At 66.3% G+C, this 13,338-nt stretch carries 11 protein-coding genes; 7 read left to right on the forward strand and 4 right to left on the reverse strand.

Annotated features, from left to right (window positions below):
- A partial coding sequence (locus ACEU5R_RS20570; RefSeq protein ID WP_392411440.1) for a ThiF family adenylyltransferase occupies positions 1–854 on the reverse strand: 854 nt, incomplete at its 3' end.
- Positions 855–1,078: 224 nt separating this feature from the next.
- Between ACEU5R_RS20570 and ACEU5R_RS20575 the strand changes: the two genes are divergently transcribed.
- From ACEU5R_RS20575 to ACEU5R_RS20595, 5 genes are all read left to right on the forward strand, one after another.
- On the forward strand, positions 1,079–1,810 hold the full coding sequence (locus ACEU5R_RS20575; protein WP_392411441.1) for an ABC transporter ATP-binding protein: 732 nt from the start codon (positions 1,079–1,081) through the stop codon (positions 1,808–1,810).
- Positions 1,803–3,002, forward strand: coding sequence for an ABC transporter permease (locus ACEU5R_RS20580; protein WP_392411442.1), 1,200 nt, complete (start codon positions 1,803–1,805; stop codon positions 3,000–3,002). Before ACEU5R_RS20575 ends, ACEU5R_RS20580 begins: the two co-directional genes overlap by 8 nt.
- A complete protein-coding gene (locus ACEU5R_RS20585; protein WP_392411443.1) occupies positions 2,995–4,476 on the forward strand; it encodes a TolC family protein in 1,482 nt (493 codons plus the stop codon). The genes ACEU5R_RS20580 and ACEU5R_RS20585 overlap by 8 nt, the downstream gene beginning before the upstream one ends.
- Positions 4,469–5,743 (forward strand): HlyD family secretion protein, encoded by a 1,275-nt coding sequence (locus tag ACEU5R_RS20590; protein ID WP_392411445.1) that lies wholly within the window; start codon positions 4,469–4,471, stop codon positions 5,741–5,743. The genes ACEU5R_RS20585 and ACEU5R_RS20590 overlap by 8 nt, the downstream gene beginning before the upstream one ends.
- A 241-nt stretch (positions 5,744–5,984) precedes the next feature.
- Entirely contained in the window at positions 5,985–6,404 is a 420-nt protein-coding gene (locus tag ACEU5R_RS20595; protein ID WP_392411446.1) for a hypothetical protein, read from the forward strand.
- Positions 6,405–6,447: 43 nt separating this feature from the next.
- On the opposite strand, the gene ACEU5R_RS20600 is transcribed toward ACEU5R_RS20595, so the two are convergent.
- From ACEU5R_RS20600 to ACEU5R_RS20610, 3 genes are read right to left on the reverse strand one after another with little or no spacing between them, the layout of a single operon-like run.
- Positions 6,448–7,842: an efflux transporter outer membrane subunit gene (locus tag ACEU5R_RS20600; RefSeq protein WP_392411447.1), complete on the reverse strand. Its 1,395-nt coding sequence runs from the start codon at positions 7,840–7,842 to the stop codon at positions 6,448–6,450.
- Positions 7,839–9,797 (reverse strand): MacB family efflux pump subunit, encoded by a 1,959-nt coding sequence (locus ACEU5R_RS20605; protein ID WP_103272598.1) that lies wholly within the window; start codon positions 9,795–9,797, stop codon positions 7,839–7,841. The genes ACEU5R_RS20600 and ACEU5R_RS20605 overlap by 4 nt, the downstream gene beginning before the upstream one ends.
- A 2-nt stretch (positions 9,798–9,799) precedes the next feature.
- The gene (locus tag ACEU5R_RS20610; RefSeq protein WP_103276322.1) at positions 9,800–10,990 is read right to left on the reverse strand and encodes an efflux RND transporter periplasmic adaptor subunit; all 1,191 of its coding nucleotides are present in this window, start codon (positions 10,988–10,990) and stop codon (positions 9,800–9,802) included.
- Between the two features lie 468 nt (positions 10,991–11,458).
- Between ACEU5R_RS20610 and ACEU5R_RS20615 the strand changes: the two genes are divergently transcribed.
- Together ACEU5R_RS20615 and ACEU5R_RS20620 are read left to right on the forward strand one after the other, a co-directional pair.
- On the forward strand, positions 11,459–12,670 hold the full coding sequence (locus tag ACEU5R_RS20615; RefSeq protein ID WP_369869757.1) for an MFS transporter: 1,212 nt from the start codon (positions 11,459–11,461) through the stop codon (positions 12,668–12,670).
- Between the two features lie 2 nt (positions 12,671–12,672).
- Positions 12,673–13,332: a gamma-glutamylcyclotransferase gene (locus ACEU5R_RS20620; RefSeq protein ID WP_103272596.1), complete on the forward strand. Its 660-nt coding sequence runs from the start codon at positions 12,673–12,675 to the stop codon at positions 13,330–13,332.
- The last annotated feature ends 6 nt before the right edge of the window (positions 13,333–13,338 follow it).

Here is a 13,338-nt window from a genome sequence, read left to right on the forward strand (position 1 = left end):
GCCGACGCCGGCGCGCTCAGCGCCAGGCGCAGCGCCTCGTTGGCGGCGGCCATGCCCATGGCCGCCGTCACCGTGACCACCGAGCCGTAGCCGGCGCAGGACAGGCCCTGCGGCGCGATGGCCTGGCCGGCAGAGCCCACCGCGTCCTCGCCTTCGGTCGGACGGGTCCAGGCGTCGGGCAGGATGGCCGGCTGGTCGAACCACAGCGCATGCACGCCCATCTTCGGCACCCGCTTGAGCGCCTTGCCGTTGCGATCGGACGCGCGCGCAAAGCCGTGCTCCTTGCGCAGCTTGTTGCGCAGCTTGGACAGCAGCGCGTCGTTCACCGCCGCCGACAGGTCGCCGGCGCGCAGCGCCAGCGGATCGGTCTTGCCGCCCGCGCCGCCGCATAGCAGCATGGGCGCGCCCAGCGCGCGCGCGTGCAGGATCATGGCGATCTTCGCCGCAGCCTGGTCGGTGCAATCGATGATGACGGTATAGGGGCCGGGCAGCACCTGCGCCACATTCTCGGGCGAGACGAAATCGTCGACCAGGGTCAGCACGCATTGCGGATTGATGGCCTGAACCCGCTCGGCCATGGCCTGGACCTTGGACTGTCCCAGCGTCTGCGTCAACGCATGGATCTGCCGGTTGACGTTGGATTCGGCGATGTGGTCCAGGTCGATCAGCGTCAGCGCGCCGACGCCGCAGCGCGCCAGCGCCTCCACCGTCCACGAGCCGACGCCGCCCAGGCCGGCCACGGCGACGTGGGCATCCTGAAGGCGCGCGGGCGCCTGCTGTCCATACAAACGAGAAAGACCGCCGAAGCGGCGGTCGAGGTTGGCGGTATCGCCGGGGGATTCGAGCGAGGTCATGGGCCTATTTTAGGGCAGACGGCAGCCACTCCCCCACGGGACCACGCAATATGCACCGGGATTATGTTCCAGCGCCTGCCAGCATTTATTGTTCAAACCATATTGTCGAACGCAGATAATCCACTGCCACTGCAAAAACGGCCGAACTTTGCCGCACTTCCGCCGATTGTGGCGCGCGCCCCGCGGTTATCGTTGGCGCAACGCCTTAACGCGTGGGACAGACTTTGACCGGCACGCAAAGAATCCTTGACCAACCCGCCCTGATTGCATTGGAGGCCATAGGCAAGTCTTACCGGATGGAAAACCGGCTCGTCCCGGTCCTCCACAATGTGAGCCTGACCATCCACAGGGGACAGACTTGCGCATTGCTCGGATCTTCCGGATCGGGCAAGAGCACGCTGCTGAACATACTCGGGCTGTTGGATCCCCCATTGTCTGGCCGTTTCCATTTCAACGGCCAGGATATGCTGCGCGCTGCGCCGGACGAACGGGCCCGGATCCGCAATCAGCACATCGGCTTTGTATTCCAGGCATTCAACCTGCTGCCGCGCCTCACCGCGCTGGAAAACGTGGCCTTGCCCCTGGCCTACCGCGGCATGCCCCGTGGCCAGGCCCGCGAACTGGCGACGGAGCAATTGGAACGGGTCGGACTGGCCGACCGTTCGGGCCACCGCCCCGCCGACCTGTCCGGCGGCCAGCGCCAACGGGTGGCGATCGCCCGCGCGCTGATCTGCAATCCCTCCGTGATCCTGGCGGACGAGCCCACGGGGAACCTGGACAGCGCGACCGCCCATGACATCATGACATTGCTGCTCGACCTGAACAGGGAGCATGCCGTCACGCTCATCATGGTCACGCACGATGCCGGGCTCGCCAGCCTGTTCCAGAGACGGCTGCAGGTCAGGGCCGGAGCAGTGCTTGAAGCCGGCCAGGCGCCGGTCGCCGCCCATGCCTGACATCACGCATGGCCCGTCCTTCGCATGGTTGCTGGATGAGGCCGTCCACAGCCTGCGGTCGCTGGGCCGGCGGTCCATTCTCGCCTTGCTGGGCATCATGGTAGGCAGCGCGGCGATCATCGCGCTGCTCAACATCGGACACAATGCGGCCGAAGACGTCATGCGCGCGTTCAGGCAGATGGGCACCGACAGGCTGGTGGTGAACTTTCCCATCGTCCAGAACGCGCGCCCGCTACCAGCCACATTGGATACCGCCGCCTTGCGCCAAGCGGTGCCGGCGCTGTCACGTGTCGCGCCATTATCCTTTTTCGCGACTACCGTCCGCCATGGCGGCAAGACCGCGCACGCCAGGCTGATCGGCGCGACCGCGGATCTGGCGCCGGTCATCAATCTGACCATGGCAACGGGACGCTTCTTGTCCGAATTCGACCAAAAGAGCACCTTCGCCGTCGTCGGGGCGCAACTCGCGCGGGAGCTCGGAGGAGAAGGCCGCCCGCTGCAGCCTGGCGACCGCCTGCAGATCGGATCCTATCTTTTCGACGTCATCGGCGTCACCCGCAATCTCGCCCCCAATTCACTGATACCGATCATGGCGGACCTGTCCATCATGGTGCCCATCGATGGACTCCGACGCCTGCATTCCTCGCCGGAGGTCGGCAGCATCCTGGCCAGAGCCGACCCCGCCGCGGATCTGGCGGTGACGGCCCATGATCTTCAACAGTATCTGCAAGACCAGCTGGGAGGCCGCCCGGTGGATGTGCAGATACCCAGGCAGCTGCTGGACGGCCTGAAGCATCAGGCCGATACGTTTTCATACCTGCTCGCCGGACTGGGCGGCATCTCCTTGCTGGTGGGCGGTGTGGGAGTCATGAATGTCATGCTGATGAACGTCGCGGAACGACGCCGGGAAATCGGTGTCCGTCTGGCGCTGGGCGCGCGCCCCAGGGACATCCGTGCCTTGTTCCTGCTCGAGGCGGGCGCCCTGTCCATTGCCGGCGCGCTACTCGGCGCCTTGCTGGGACTATTGAGCGCCTATGCTTTCTCGCGGTACTCGGGCTGGACGTTCTCACTGGCCCCCTACTCCCTGCCCCTTGGGGTGGGAAGCTCGCTCCTGATTGGTGTTTTCTTCGGGATTCACCCCGCGGTATCCGCGGCAAGGCTCCATCCGGTCGAGGCGCTGCGCGATGCTTGAAGTCCGACTGCTTTGCGGCTGCCTGCTTGCCGGCGCAACGATCCTGCATCCGGCCTGGGCAGAAGATGCCTTTACCCCTTCGCGCGCGACGTTGCGCCAGCCCGCGACGACATCGTTGAACGGAAGGCTGATAGACCTCAGCCTGAGCGACGCTGTGTTTCTCGGATTGCGTGGCAATCGCACCATACAGAGCGCTTACCTGGACCGCATCGCCCAAAAGTACGATCTGCGCGTCGCCGAAGACTATTTCAATCCCAAGCTGGTACTCGGCGGGCGGTATGTGGCGACCAAAGGCAGCGATGACGGCACCCGCGAGGGCGTGATCGCGCCGGTCGCCCGCATGGTCAGCCCGATCGGCACGCAATTCAGCCTGAGCTGGAACTCCCAGATCAATCGCTCCGACCGGTACGGCAATCAGCGCAGGAACGGCGTGACCTTCACCGTAATACAGCCCTTGCTACGCGGCGCGGGCCACGACGTGGCAACCGCGCCCGTCCGGCTGGCGCGCCTGATGGAACAGAACAATCGGCTGGGGCTGCAGGCCACGGTTTCCCGGACGGTCACCCGCATCATCCTTGCGTATCGCGACCTGCTGCGCACCCAGGAACAATTGACCATCGCCAGCGATTCCCTGGCCAGGTCCCGGCAACTGCTGGACATCAACAAGGCGCTGATCGCCGCCGGCCGCATGGCGCAATTCGAGATCATCCAGACAGAGGCGGACACCGCGAATCAGGAACTGGGGGTGGAAGAAGCTCGCAATCAGGTGGAGGCAAGCCGGCTGGCGTTGCTGCAATTGCTCGCGCTCGATTTGAGCAATCCCGTCAAGGCCAGCGACACCCCGAAAGCAGAACCCTTGCAGATCAACGAGCTGGAAGCGCAGCGACTCGCACTGGAACACCAACCGGACTATCTCAGCCAGGTCATCGCGGGAGAGCAGGCGGAAATCAATCTGACTGTGGCGCGCAACAACAGCCTGTGGGATGTCTCGTTGGTGGGCGGCGCGAATCAGGCGCGGGACCAGTTCAGTGGAGGATACGAGGGCCGCGCCAATCGGAATTGGCAAAGCTATGCCGGCATTCAGATCGAGGTTCCCATCGGCAACCCCGCCACGCGCCAAGGCGAAGTGCAGGCGAAAGTCAACGTGGACACCCAGGCTGTCCGCATCAAGGAAGCGCAACAGCAACTGGAGCGCGAGGTGGCAAATGCGATCCGCGATGTACGGTCGCGCTGGCGACAGTACGAGATTGCCGGGCGCGCACGCGACCTGTCGAGAAAGAAACTGGAGTTTGAACGCGAGAAGCTCCAGGCGGGCCGCTCCAGCAACTTTCAGGTGCTCAGCTTTGAAACCGACCTGCGCAACGCCGAAAATGCGCGGTTGAACGCCCTGATTGGTTATCTGAATGCGCAGACGGAATTGGATCAGCGGCTGGGCATGACGTTGAAGAGCTGGGATATCGCACTCAATGACTAAGTCTCGATTCGACTGGCAACGAACCGCCGCGATCGGTGCCGCCGCCGCGGCACTCTGCGGACTCGCCTTGGCCGCCTGGTCGCCCTGGCGCCCGGCCCTCCCGGCAACCGCGCCCGGAACGCATTGGCAACTGGTCCGGCCCGAACCGTTGACCCTGCGCCTGGGCTTGGTCGGACGGCTGGAGGCGGACATGACTCTGACCGTCAGCGCCCCCTTCGACGGCACCATCCAGGACAAGCGGATCACGGTGGGACAGCGTGTGGAGCGCGATCAGCTCCTGTACACCCTGGACACCGCCCAGCTGGACGTGCAGGTGCGCCAGGCGCTGGCGGAGCTGTTGAAGGCGAAGCGCGCCGTCCAGGATCTCGCAAGCTGGGAGAGTGGCCAGGAAGTGGGCCGCGCACGGCGCGCCGTGGCGACGGCGCGCATGGGCCTGGCCGATACCGAACGCAAGCTGGCCGAAACCAGAAGCCTACTGGATCGCGGCATCGTGCCTCGCATGGAAGTCGACGCGCTGGACCAGCAGGCGAGGCAACAGCGGCTGGACCTGGCGTCGGCGCAGGCCGAACTGACAAGCACGCTGGCGCGCGGCCAGGGCGAGAACCTCCAGATTGCCGATATGGAATTGACCAACGCCACCGCCAAACATGGCGATCTGGCGGCTGCCCGCGAACGGCGCACGATCAAGGCTCCCTTTGCCGGCGTCGCGGTGAACGTGCCCGGCCCCGCGACCGCCGCGCCGATGGCGCCGGTCCAGGTCGGCTCCCGCGTCACGCCCGGCCAACCGCTCATTGGCCTGGCCAGCGTCGAACACCTGAAGGCGATCGCCAAGGTCGACGAAGCGGACGTCAATCAACTGCGAGAGGGACTGCCCGTGGAAGTCAGCGGCGATGGCTTCGAGGGCCTTGTCCTGCAAGGAAGCATCTCGGCAGTGGGCCGGCAGTCCATCACCAACGACACGCAGGGCGTTGGCGCCTCGTACCTGGTCACCGTGAGCCTTCCCCTCTTGACCATCGAGCAGCAAGCTAAGGTACGGCTGGGAATGAGCGCCCGGCTGTCGATCATCACCTACCGGAACGATCAGGCCGTGGTCGTGCCCGCTGCAGCGCTGGCCCGCATTGGCGACGACCTGACGGTGGTTCACCGCGACACCGCGGAACAGCCAGGCCGCCGGATCGCCGTGACGGCAGGACGGGCTACTACCGCGGGCGTCGAAGTATTCGGCGTTCCTGCCGGCTACGTCGAAGTACCCGATGACGCCGAATGAACGAGACGTTAATCGCGGCGGCGCTTAGCACCATGCGAGAACATATTGTCGACTGAGCACATTGAATAATCCAAAAAAATTACTGACCCATTTAATATTGCCGTGCGATCTAAATAATTCCAGATAAGCGCCGTTATCAATTGAGGAATACCGCAACCGCATACGCCAGGCAGCATCTGGATATCGGACGATGTTCCTGCATTTGCGCGCCTCACCTATAAACTAGCAACTGGAATATAGAATGAAGAAAATCGTCGCACTCTCGCTTGGCATCCTTTTTGCAGGCGTTTCCCTGCCTGCCTCCGCCGGCAATTGGGTGATGTTGAATCCGGCCCCCGTCGTCAACACTCCCAACACCTACGTCAACAGCTCCAATTTCTTCGCGTCCTACACGCCGCCGGCCAACGCGGTCATCACGTATCTGTCGTGGGACCTGAGCCCGTACGGCAACGGCAATACCAGCGCGACCTACGAAATTTGCATGCTGCCGGGCACGTCGCGCTGCTTTGACGTCTCCAAGAATCTCCAGTCCCGCACGACTCACTTCGGTGGCTACAAGGCCTCCAGCTCCTTCATCGTCCGGGTCAAGCTCAATGGCGGCACCTACCCCGCCCAGCCCACGTATACGGGCAACCACATGATCTACGTGGAATGGGAGTAAATCCGCCTGTGGGATTCCCGGCGGAGCGCGTCCCGGCTCAGGCCTAGACGTCGTCTCCGCCGAGCGCCTGGTAAACCGTCACCTGGTTCACCAGGCGGTTCAACTGATTTTCGTCCCTGGCAATCTCCGCCGTGCGGCGCTTTTCCTGCGCGTCGAGCCAGTCCTTCAGCGGCACCGCACCCGCGCGGTATCTCACCTCGTACAGGCGCTCGGCCTCGCGCGCGGCGTGCAAGGACGCCTCCAGTTGTTCGGCCTGCAAGCGCAGCTGCGTGCGGTTGGACAATGCGGTTTCCACATCCGCCATCGCCTGATACAACGCCTGGCGGAATTTGACGACTCGCTCTTCGTAGTTTGTCTTGGAAATCTTGATGTTCAGCTGCATCTGATTCCATTGCAGGAACGGCAGCGTCAGCCCCACACCCAGCGAGGCGACCGGGTTTTGCAGCATATTCGACAGGGTCGGGCTCGCGCTGCCTATCGCGCCTGTCAATGTCACGGGCGGATAAAGGCTGGCGCGGCTGGCATCCACGTTCGCCAGCGCTTCGCGCAGGCGCAACTCCGCCGCGCGCAGATCAGGGCGGCGGCCCAGCAGATCGGCGGGCACGCCGGCGCGCGCCTCGGGCAGCGGGTACCGTGGGAGGCGAGTCGGGTCGGCCATGCTGCGATCGGGCGGGCCGTCAAACAGTATCGTCAGCGAATTGGTGAATTCCACGCGTTGCTGCACCAGCAAGGCATGCGCGGCCTGCTGGCTAGCCACGGCCTGCTCCGCCTCAGCCAGCTCAAGCGCCGACGCGCCGCCCGCCCGATACTGCGCACGCACCAGGTCTTGAGTGCGGCGGGCATAGGCGATGCTCTCTTCGCTGGTGGAGATGCGCTGATTGATGAACGCCGTCCGCCAATACAACGTGGCGGTGGTGCCAACCAACGAAAGCGCCGTCGATTCGCGGTCCTGTCCGGTAGCCAGCGCCTCCCATTGCGCGGCATCGCGCTGGCGCGACAGCTTGCCCCACAGATCGACTTCATAGCTGACGGTCAGCTCGACGCCATTGCTTCGAGAGATGGCCCGGTCCCCGTACAGGTTGCGGTTTTGACTCAGCTTGGCGGACGCGCCCGGTTGCGGGATCAGCTTGTCCTCGGCCAGGCCGGCCTGATACTGCGCGCGCCGTAGCCGGATCGCGGCGGCAGCCAGGTCGTTGTTGCGCGCCAGCGCCAGCTCGACCAGCCGGTTCAGTTCGGGATCGTTGAAATTGCGCCACCAGGCGCCGCCCTCGGCCAGCGCGCCAGCGGCGGACTCACCCGACGCCCGCGTCCAGGCCGCGGGTTCCCGGACCTCGGGTCGCTGGTAGTCGGTGCGCAGCAGGCCGCCACAACCCGACAGGGCCAGCAGCAGCGCCAACGCCGCCGGTTTGTGCATCATGGAAACTCTCATCGTCCTCATTCCCGGGCCAGGGCCTCTACGGGGTCCAGGCGCGCCGCGTTGCGCGCCGGCAGGTAGCCGAACAACACGCCGATCAGGGTGGAGCAGGTGAACGCCGCCACCATCGACGCCGAGGAATAAATCATGCGGAACGAGCCGCCCGTGGCCTTGGACACCAGCACGCCCAGCCCCAGCGACAGCGCGATGCCGACCATGCCGCCGATCAGGCAGACCAGCACGGCCTCGATCAGGAACTGCTGCATGATGTCGCCGCGCCGCGCGCCGACCGCCATGCGCACGCCGATCTCGCGGGTGCGCTCGGTAACGGACACCAGCATGATGTTCATGACGCCGATGCCGCCGACCATCAGCGAAATCAGCGCGATCATGGACACCAGCAGCGTCATGGTCGCCGTGGTGCGCTCGATGGTCTTGCGCACGGCGTCCGTGTTGAACACGAAGAAATCCTTGGTCACGTGCCGGCGCGTCAGCACCTGCACGATGGCCTTCTCGGCGGCGACCGGCGGCACGTCGTCCTTGACCCGCACCGTGATGCTGCGCAGATGGCGCTGGCCCAGCACGCGCGACAGCGCCGTGGTGTAGGGAATCCAGACGTTCAGCGTCTCGTTGCTGCCGAATACCGTGTCCTTTTTCTGCGTCACGCCGATCACGCGCGCCGGCATCGAGCCCAGGAAGATCACCTGGCCGATCGGGTCGGTATGCGAGCCGAACAGCTTGCGGCGCGTGCTGTCGTCGATCACGACCTCCTGGGCGCGGCGCGCCACGGCGGTCTCGTCGAAGAACTTGCCCTGGGCCAGCTTGAATGCGCGCACGCGGAAGAACTGCTCGCCCACGCCCTGGATCGAGCCGTTGACCGAGACATTGCGATAGCGCACCGTGCTGGTGGTGCCGACTTCCGGCGTCACGCTGTCGACGTAGCTCTCGCGCGCCAGCGCGTCGGCGTCCGACGGCAGCAGGGTATGGATCTGCGCCGCCTTCTCGTCGCCGAAGTCCTTGCCGGGGAAGACCTCGACGGTGTTGGTGCCGATCTCGGCGATGTCGTCCATGATCTTGCGTCGCGAGCCCTCGCCCAGCGCCACCACCGACACCACGGCGGCGATGCCGATGATGATGCCCAGCATGGTCAGCGAGGTGCGCAGCCGGTGCGCGTTCATGGCCAGCAGCGCCATGCGCAGCGCTTCGCCGCAGCGATCCAGGTAAGCCTGCCAGCCGGGCCGGCGCGGCATGGCCGCAGGCGCCTCGCGCTCGGCCTCGCGCCGCGGCGCATCGGGATTGCGGCGGTCGGACACGATCTCGCCGTCGCTGATCTCGATGATGCGCTGGGCATGGCGGGCCACGTTCATGTCGTGCGTGACCAGGATGATGGTGTGGCCGGCGGCATTCAGCTCTTCCAGGATGCGCAGCACTTCCTGGCCGGTGTGCGTGTCCAGCGCGCCGGTCGGCTCGTCGGCCAGGATGATCTCGCCGCCGTTCATCAGCGCCCGCGCGATGCTGACGCGCTGCTGCTGGCCGCCCGACAGCTGGCCGGGGCGGTGATCGGTACGGTCGCCCAGGCCCAGGCGCCCGAGCAATTCGCCGGCGCGCTGGTGGCGCGCCTCGCGCCGCTTGCCGGCGTAGACCGCCGGCACTTCCACGTTGCCCGTCGCGCTCAGGTCCGCCAGCAGGTGGTAGCGCTGGAAGATGAAGCCGAAGTGCTCGCGGCGCAATTCGGCCAGCTCGTCGGGGTCGAGTTCGCCGGTGCTGCGCCCGCTCACGCGGTAGTCGCCGCTGGTGGGGCGGTCCAGGCAGCCCAGGATATTCATCAGCGTGGACTTGCCCGAGCCGGACGCGCCAACGATGGCCACCATCTCGCCGGCCTCGATGGTCAGGTCGACGTTCTTGAGCACCGCGATGGTCTGCTCACCCGCCGGGAACTCCCGGCGCACGCCAGACAGGGAAATCAGGGGACTGCCCATGATCAATGGCCCGCGGCCGCCGGATCGGCCGCCGCGACCGAATCGACCGTGACCACGCGCTCGCCGGGCTGCAGCCCTTCCAGCACCTCGGCGCGCACATTGTTGTTCATGCCGATGCGCACCTGGCGCTCCTCGGTCTTGTTGTCCTTGCCGACCACGCGCACGGCGTAGCGCCCGTCCTGGCCGCGCTTGCCCAGCGCCGAGGACGGCACCACGATGGCGTCCTTGGCCTCGCCGCGCACGATGAAGACCTGCGCCGTCATGGAGATCCGCAGCCGCTCGTCGGGATTGGGCACGTCGAACAGGCCGTTGTAGTAGATCGCCGCGCTGGTCGCGCTGCCGGAGGCGGACGTCAGTGACGCCGTCGTCTCGTCCTTCTGGATCGAGTCCGGCGCCGGCTCCACCGCGCGCAGCGTGGCGTGATAGCGCTCGTCCGGCTCGCCCAGGATGGTGAAGTACACCGGCAGGCCGGGCTTGACGCGGGTGACGTCGGCCTCGGAGATCTGCGCCTTGATGGTCATGGTGGCCACGTTGGCGACCTTGATGATCGTGGGCGCGCTCTGCATAGAGTTGACGGTCTGTCCCTGCTTGGTGATCACGGCCACCACCACCCCGTCGATGGGCGAGACGATGCGCGTATAGCCCAGGTTGACCTTGGCGATGTCCACGTCGACCTCGGCCTGCACGATCTGGGCGTCCAGCGAGGCGATCTCGGCGCGCGTCACGGCCAGCGTGGCCTCGGCCGACTCGAAGGACTCGCGCGAGCTGGCGTCGGCCGCCAGCATCTGGCGCTGGCGGCGATAGGCCAGCTCGGACTGCTTGAGCGTGGCGACCTTGGCCGTGCGGGCGGCGCGGCGCATTTCCAGCGCGGCCTGCTTGTTGCGCAGCTCGTTCTGCTGGGTCATGTCGTCGATCTCGGCGACCAGCTGGCCCTTCTGGACGCGATCGCCCAGCGCCACCTTCAGCGACTTGAGCTGGCCGGACACCTGGGCGCCGACGCTGACGCGCTCGATGGCGTCGATGGTGCCGCTGGCCAGCACGCTGTCCTCCAGGTCGGCGCGGGTGACCTCGGCGGACGCGAAGGTCGGCGGCGGGGGAGACGACAGGAATGCCGCATGCACGCCGTAGGCCACGACCAGCAGGACGCCGGCGATCAGGCCGTAGCGCGCGAGCTTGCTGCGAGGCTGCTTCATCTTCATATTGCCGCCGTCCCGGAACGGAGGGCGCGCCCCGGCAGGGAACGGCAGGCGCATGCGGTGCGCGGAACGGATGATGCGTGGGCGTTGCGGTTCATTGATCCTGGCTTCCTTATGTCCCCCACATCCTAAACACATCGGGCATCCAAAGAACCGGCAATGTGTCTCAAAAGGGTGAAGATCGGTAAAGCCGCCCGCCCGGCCTGTTTTGCGGGGCCGCCGGCCCCGCCGGATTGTTCCGTTGCGAGAACGATACAGCCTGGACGGCGCGCCTGGCGGCCCGGCGGCCCATGGCCTTGCCGCGAACGTGCCGCCATCTTGCGCGCACCTGCCGCCTAACGGCGCGACTTGGCCGCTAGATGGCTCCTAACTTGTTACGCATCTGACAAAGTATTTGCGGCAGCGCAAAACATCCTCGCCTCGACATAGCGCGACGATGCCGACAGAATGAATCCAAGTTACGCCGTGTCTACCTCTCATCGCTCCCCCTCCTCCAAGCCTGTTTCCCCGGAATTTTCCGGGGCGGCGCTGCTTTGCCTGCTGGCCATGATGAACCATGTGGCCCTGACCGGCGGGCGCATCACCGTGTCCCTGACCGCGCTGCAGATGGGCTTGTCGACCTTCAAGGTCGGCACGCTGGTGGCGGTGTTCGCCGTGCTGCCCATGCTGTTCTCGGTACGCGCCGGCCGCTGGGTGGACCGGGTCGGCGTGCAGCGCCCGCTGATCATCGGCACGGCGCTGGTCGCCGTCGGCACGGCGCTGCCCTTCATTTCCCAGACCCAGGCGGCGCTGCTGATCGCCTCCTGTTCGATTGGCATCGGCTTCATGCTGCACCAGGTCGCCACCCAGGACCTGCTCGGCCACGCCGAACCCACGCAACGGCTGCGCAACTTCTCCCTGATGTCGCTGGCGCTGGCCGGCTCGGGCTTTTCCGGGCCGCTGATCGCGGGGCTGGCGATCGACCATCTGGGCACGCGGCTGGCCTTCGGGCTGCTGACGCTGGGTCCGCTGCTGTCGGCTGGCGGCCTGTACCTGCTGCGGCGCCAGCTCGCCGCGATCAACTCCCAGCTGCTGGCCGGCGCCAAGGAAGCCGAGCGCCGCCGCGTGACCGAACTGTTGGCGGTGCCGGCCCTGCGCCGCATCCTGATGGTCAACACCATCCTGTCCGGCGCCTGGGACACGCATCTGTTCGTGGTGCCCATCTTCGGCGTGGCGATCGGTCTGTCGGCCACCACCATCGGCATCATATTGGCGTCGTTCGCGGCGGCAACCTTCGTCATCCGGCTGGTATTGCCGCTGATCCAGCGCCGGGTCCGTTCCTGGACCCTGGTGCGCGCGGCCATGGCCACGGCGGCCGTGGACTTCCTGCTTTACCCGCTGTTCAGCGACGTTAGCGTGCTGATCGTGCTGTCATTCATCCTGGGGCTTGCGCTGGGATGCTGCCAACCGAGTATGCTTGCATTGCTGCACCAGCACTCCCCGCCCGGCCGCGCGGCCGAAGCCGTGGGCCTGCGCATGGCGCTGATCAACGGATCCCAGGTGTCGCTGCCGCTCACGTTCGGCGCGCTCGGCTCGGTGATCGGGGTCGCGCCGCTGTTCTGGGCCTATTCGGTGGCCCTGATGGCGGGAGGCTGGGCGAACCGCAATCCGCCGCTCGAAACCGACGCCAAACCGTAACCATGCAGTCCCCCGCCACCCAAGACGCCGGCGTTTCCGGCGCCAGCCTGCCTTTCCGGCTCTGGACCCGTGAAGAGCGCCAGGCCTCGCTGGACGAGGCGTTGCGCCACTGGCGCAAGGGCGAGGACGTGTGGGTCTATGGCTACGGCTCGCTGATCTGGCGCCCGGATTTCGCCTTCGAGGAACGGCGGCTGGCCACGCTGCACGGCCATCACCGGGCGCTGTGCCTGTGGTCCCGGGTCAATCGGGGCACGCCGGAATGCCCCGGATTGGTGTTCGGCCTGGACCGGGGCGGCTCCTGCCGCGGCGTGGCCTACCGGCTGGCCGGCGACCAGGTGCCCGACTATTTCCCGGCGCTGTGGGACCGCGAGATGTCCACCGGCGCCTATCTGCCGCGCTGGATCAACTGCAGCACCGAGGCCGGACAGGTCCGTGCCCTGGTCTTCGTCATGAACCGCGACAACCCGGCCTACATCCGCGCCCTGCCCGAGCCGGAACTGCTGGCCATCGTGCGCCGGGCCTCCGGCCGCTACGGCCCTTGCACCGAGTACGTGGTGCAGACCGCCCAGGCGCTGCGCGCGGCGGGCATCCATGATTCCCGGCTGGATGCCATCGCCCGCCGCCTGGAAGCCGACAGCCACGCGCTGCCCGAGACGGCCTGACGGCGG

This window comes from Achromobacter sp. 413638 (assembly GCF_043119405.1).
In the GTDB taxonomy this organism is placed as follows: domain Bacteria; phylum Pseudomonadota; class Gammaproteobacteria; order Burkholderiales; family Burkholderiaceae_B; genus Achromobacter.

Coding starts and splice junctions, on each gene's coding strand:
- ACEU5R_RS20590 (WP_392411445.1), top strand. CDS start 4,469: ATGACTAAGTCTCGATTCGACTGGCAACGAACCGCCGCGATCGGTGCC.
- ACEU5R_RS20595 (WP_392411446.1), top strand. CDS start 5,985: ATGAAGAAAATCGTCGCACTCTCGCTTGGCATCCTTTTTGCAGGCGTT.
- ACEU5R_RS20600 (WP_392411447.1), bottom strand. CDS start 7,842: ATGAGGACGATGAGAGTTTCCATGATGCACAAACCGGCGGCGTTGGCG.
- ACEU5R_RS20620 (WP_103272596.1), top strand. CDS start 12,673: ATGCAGTCCCCCGCCACCCAAGACGCCGGCGTTTCCGGCGCCAGCCTG.
- ACEU5R_RS20605 (WP_103272598.1), bottom strand. CDS start 9,797: ATGGGCAGTCCCCTGATTTCCCTGTCTGGCGTGCGCCGGGAGTTCCCG.
- ACEU5R_RS20580 (WP_392411442.1), top strand. CDS start 1,803: ATGCCTGACATCACGCATGGCCCGTCCTTCGCATGGTTGCTGGATGAG.
- ACEU5R_RS20610 (WP_103276322.1), bottom strand. CDS start 10,990: ATGAAGCAGCCTCGCAGCAAGCTCGCGCGCTACGGCCTGATCGCCGGC.
- ACEU5R_RS20585 (WP_392411443.1), top strand. CDS start 2,995: ATGCTTGAAGTCCGACTGCTTTGCGGCTGCCTGCTTGCCGGCGCAACG.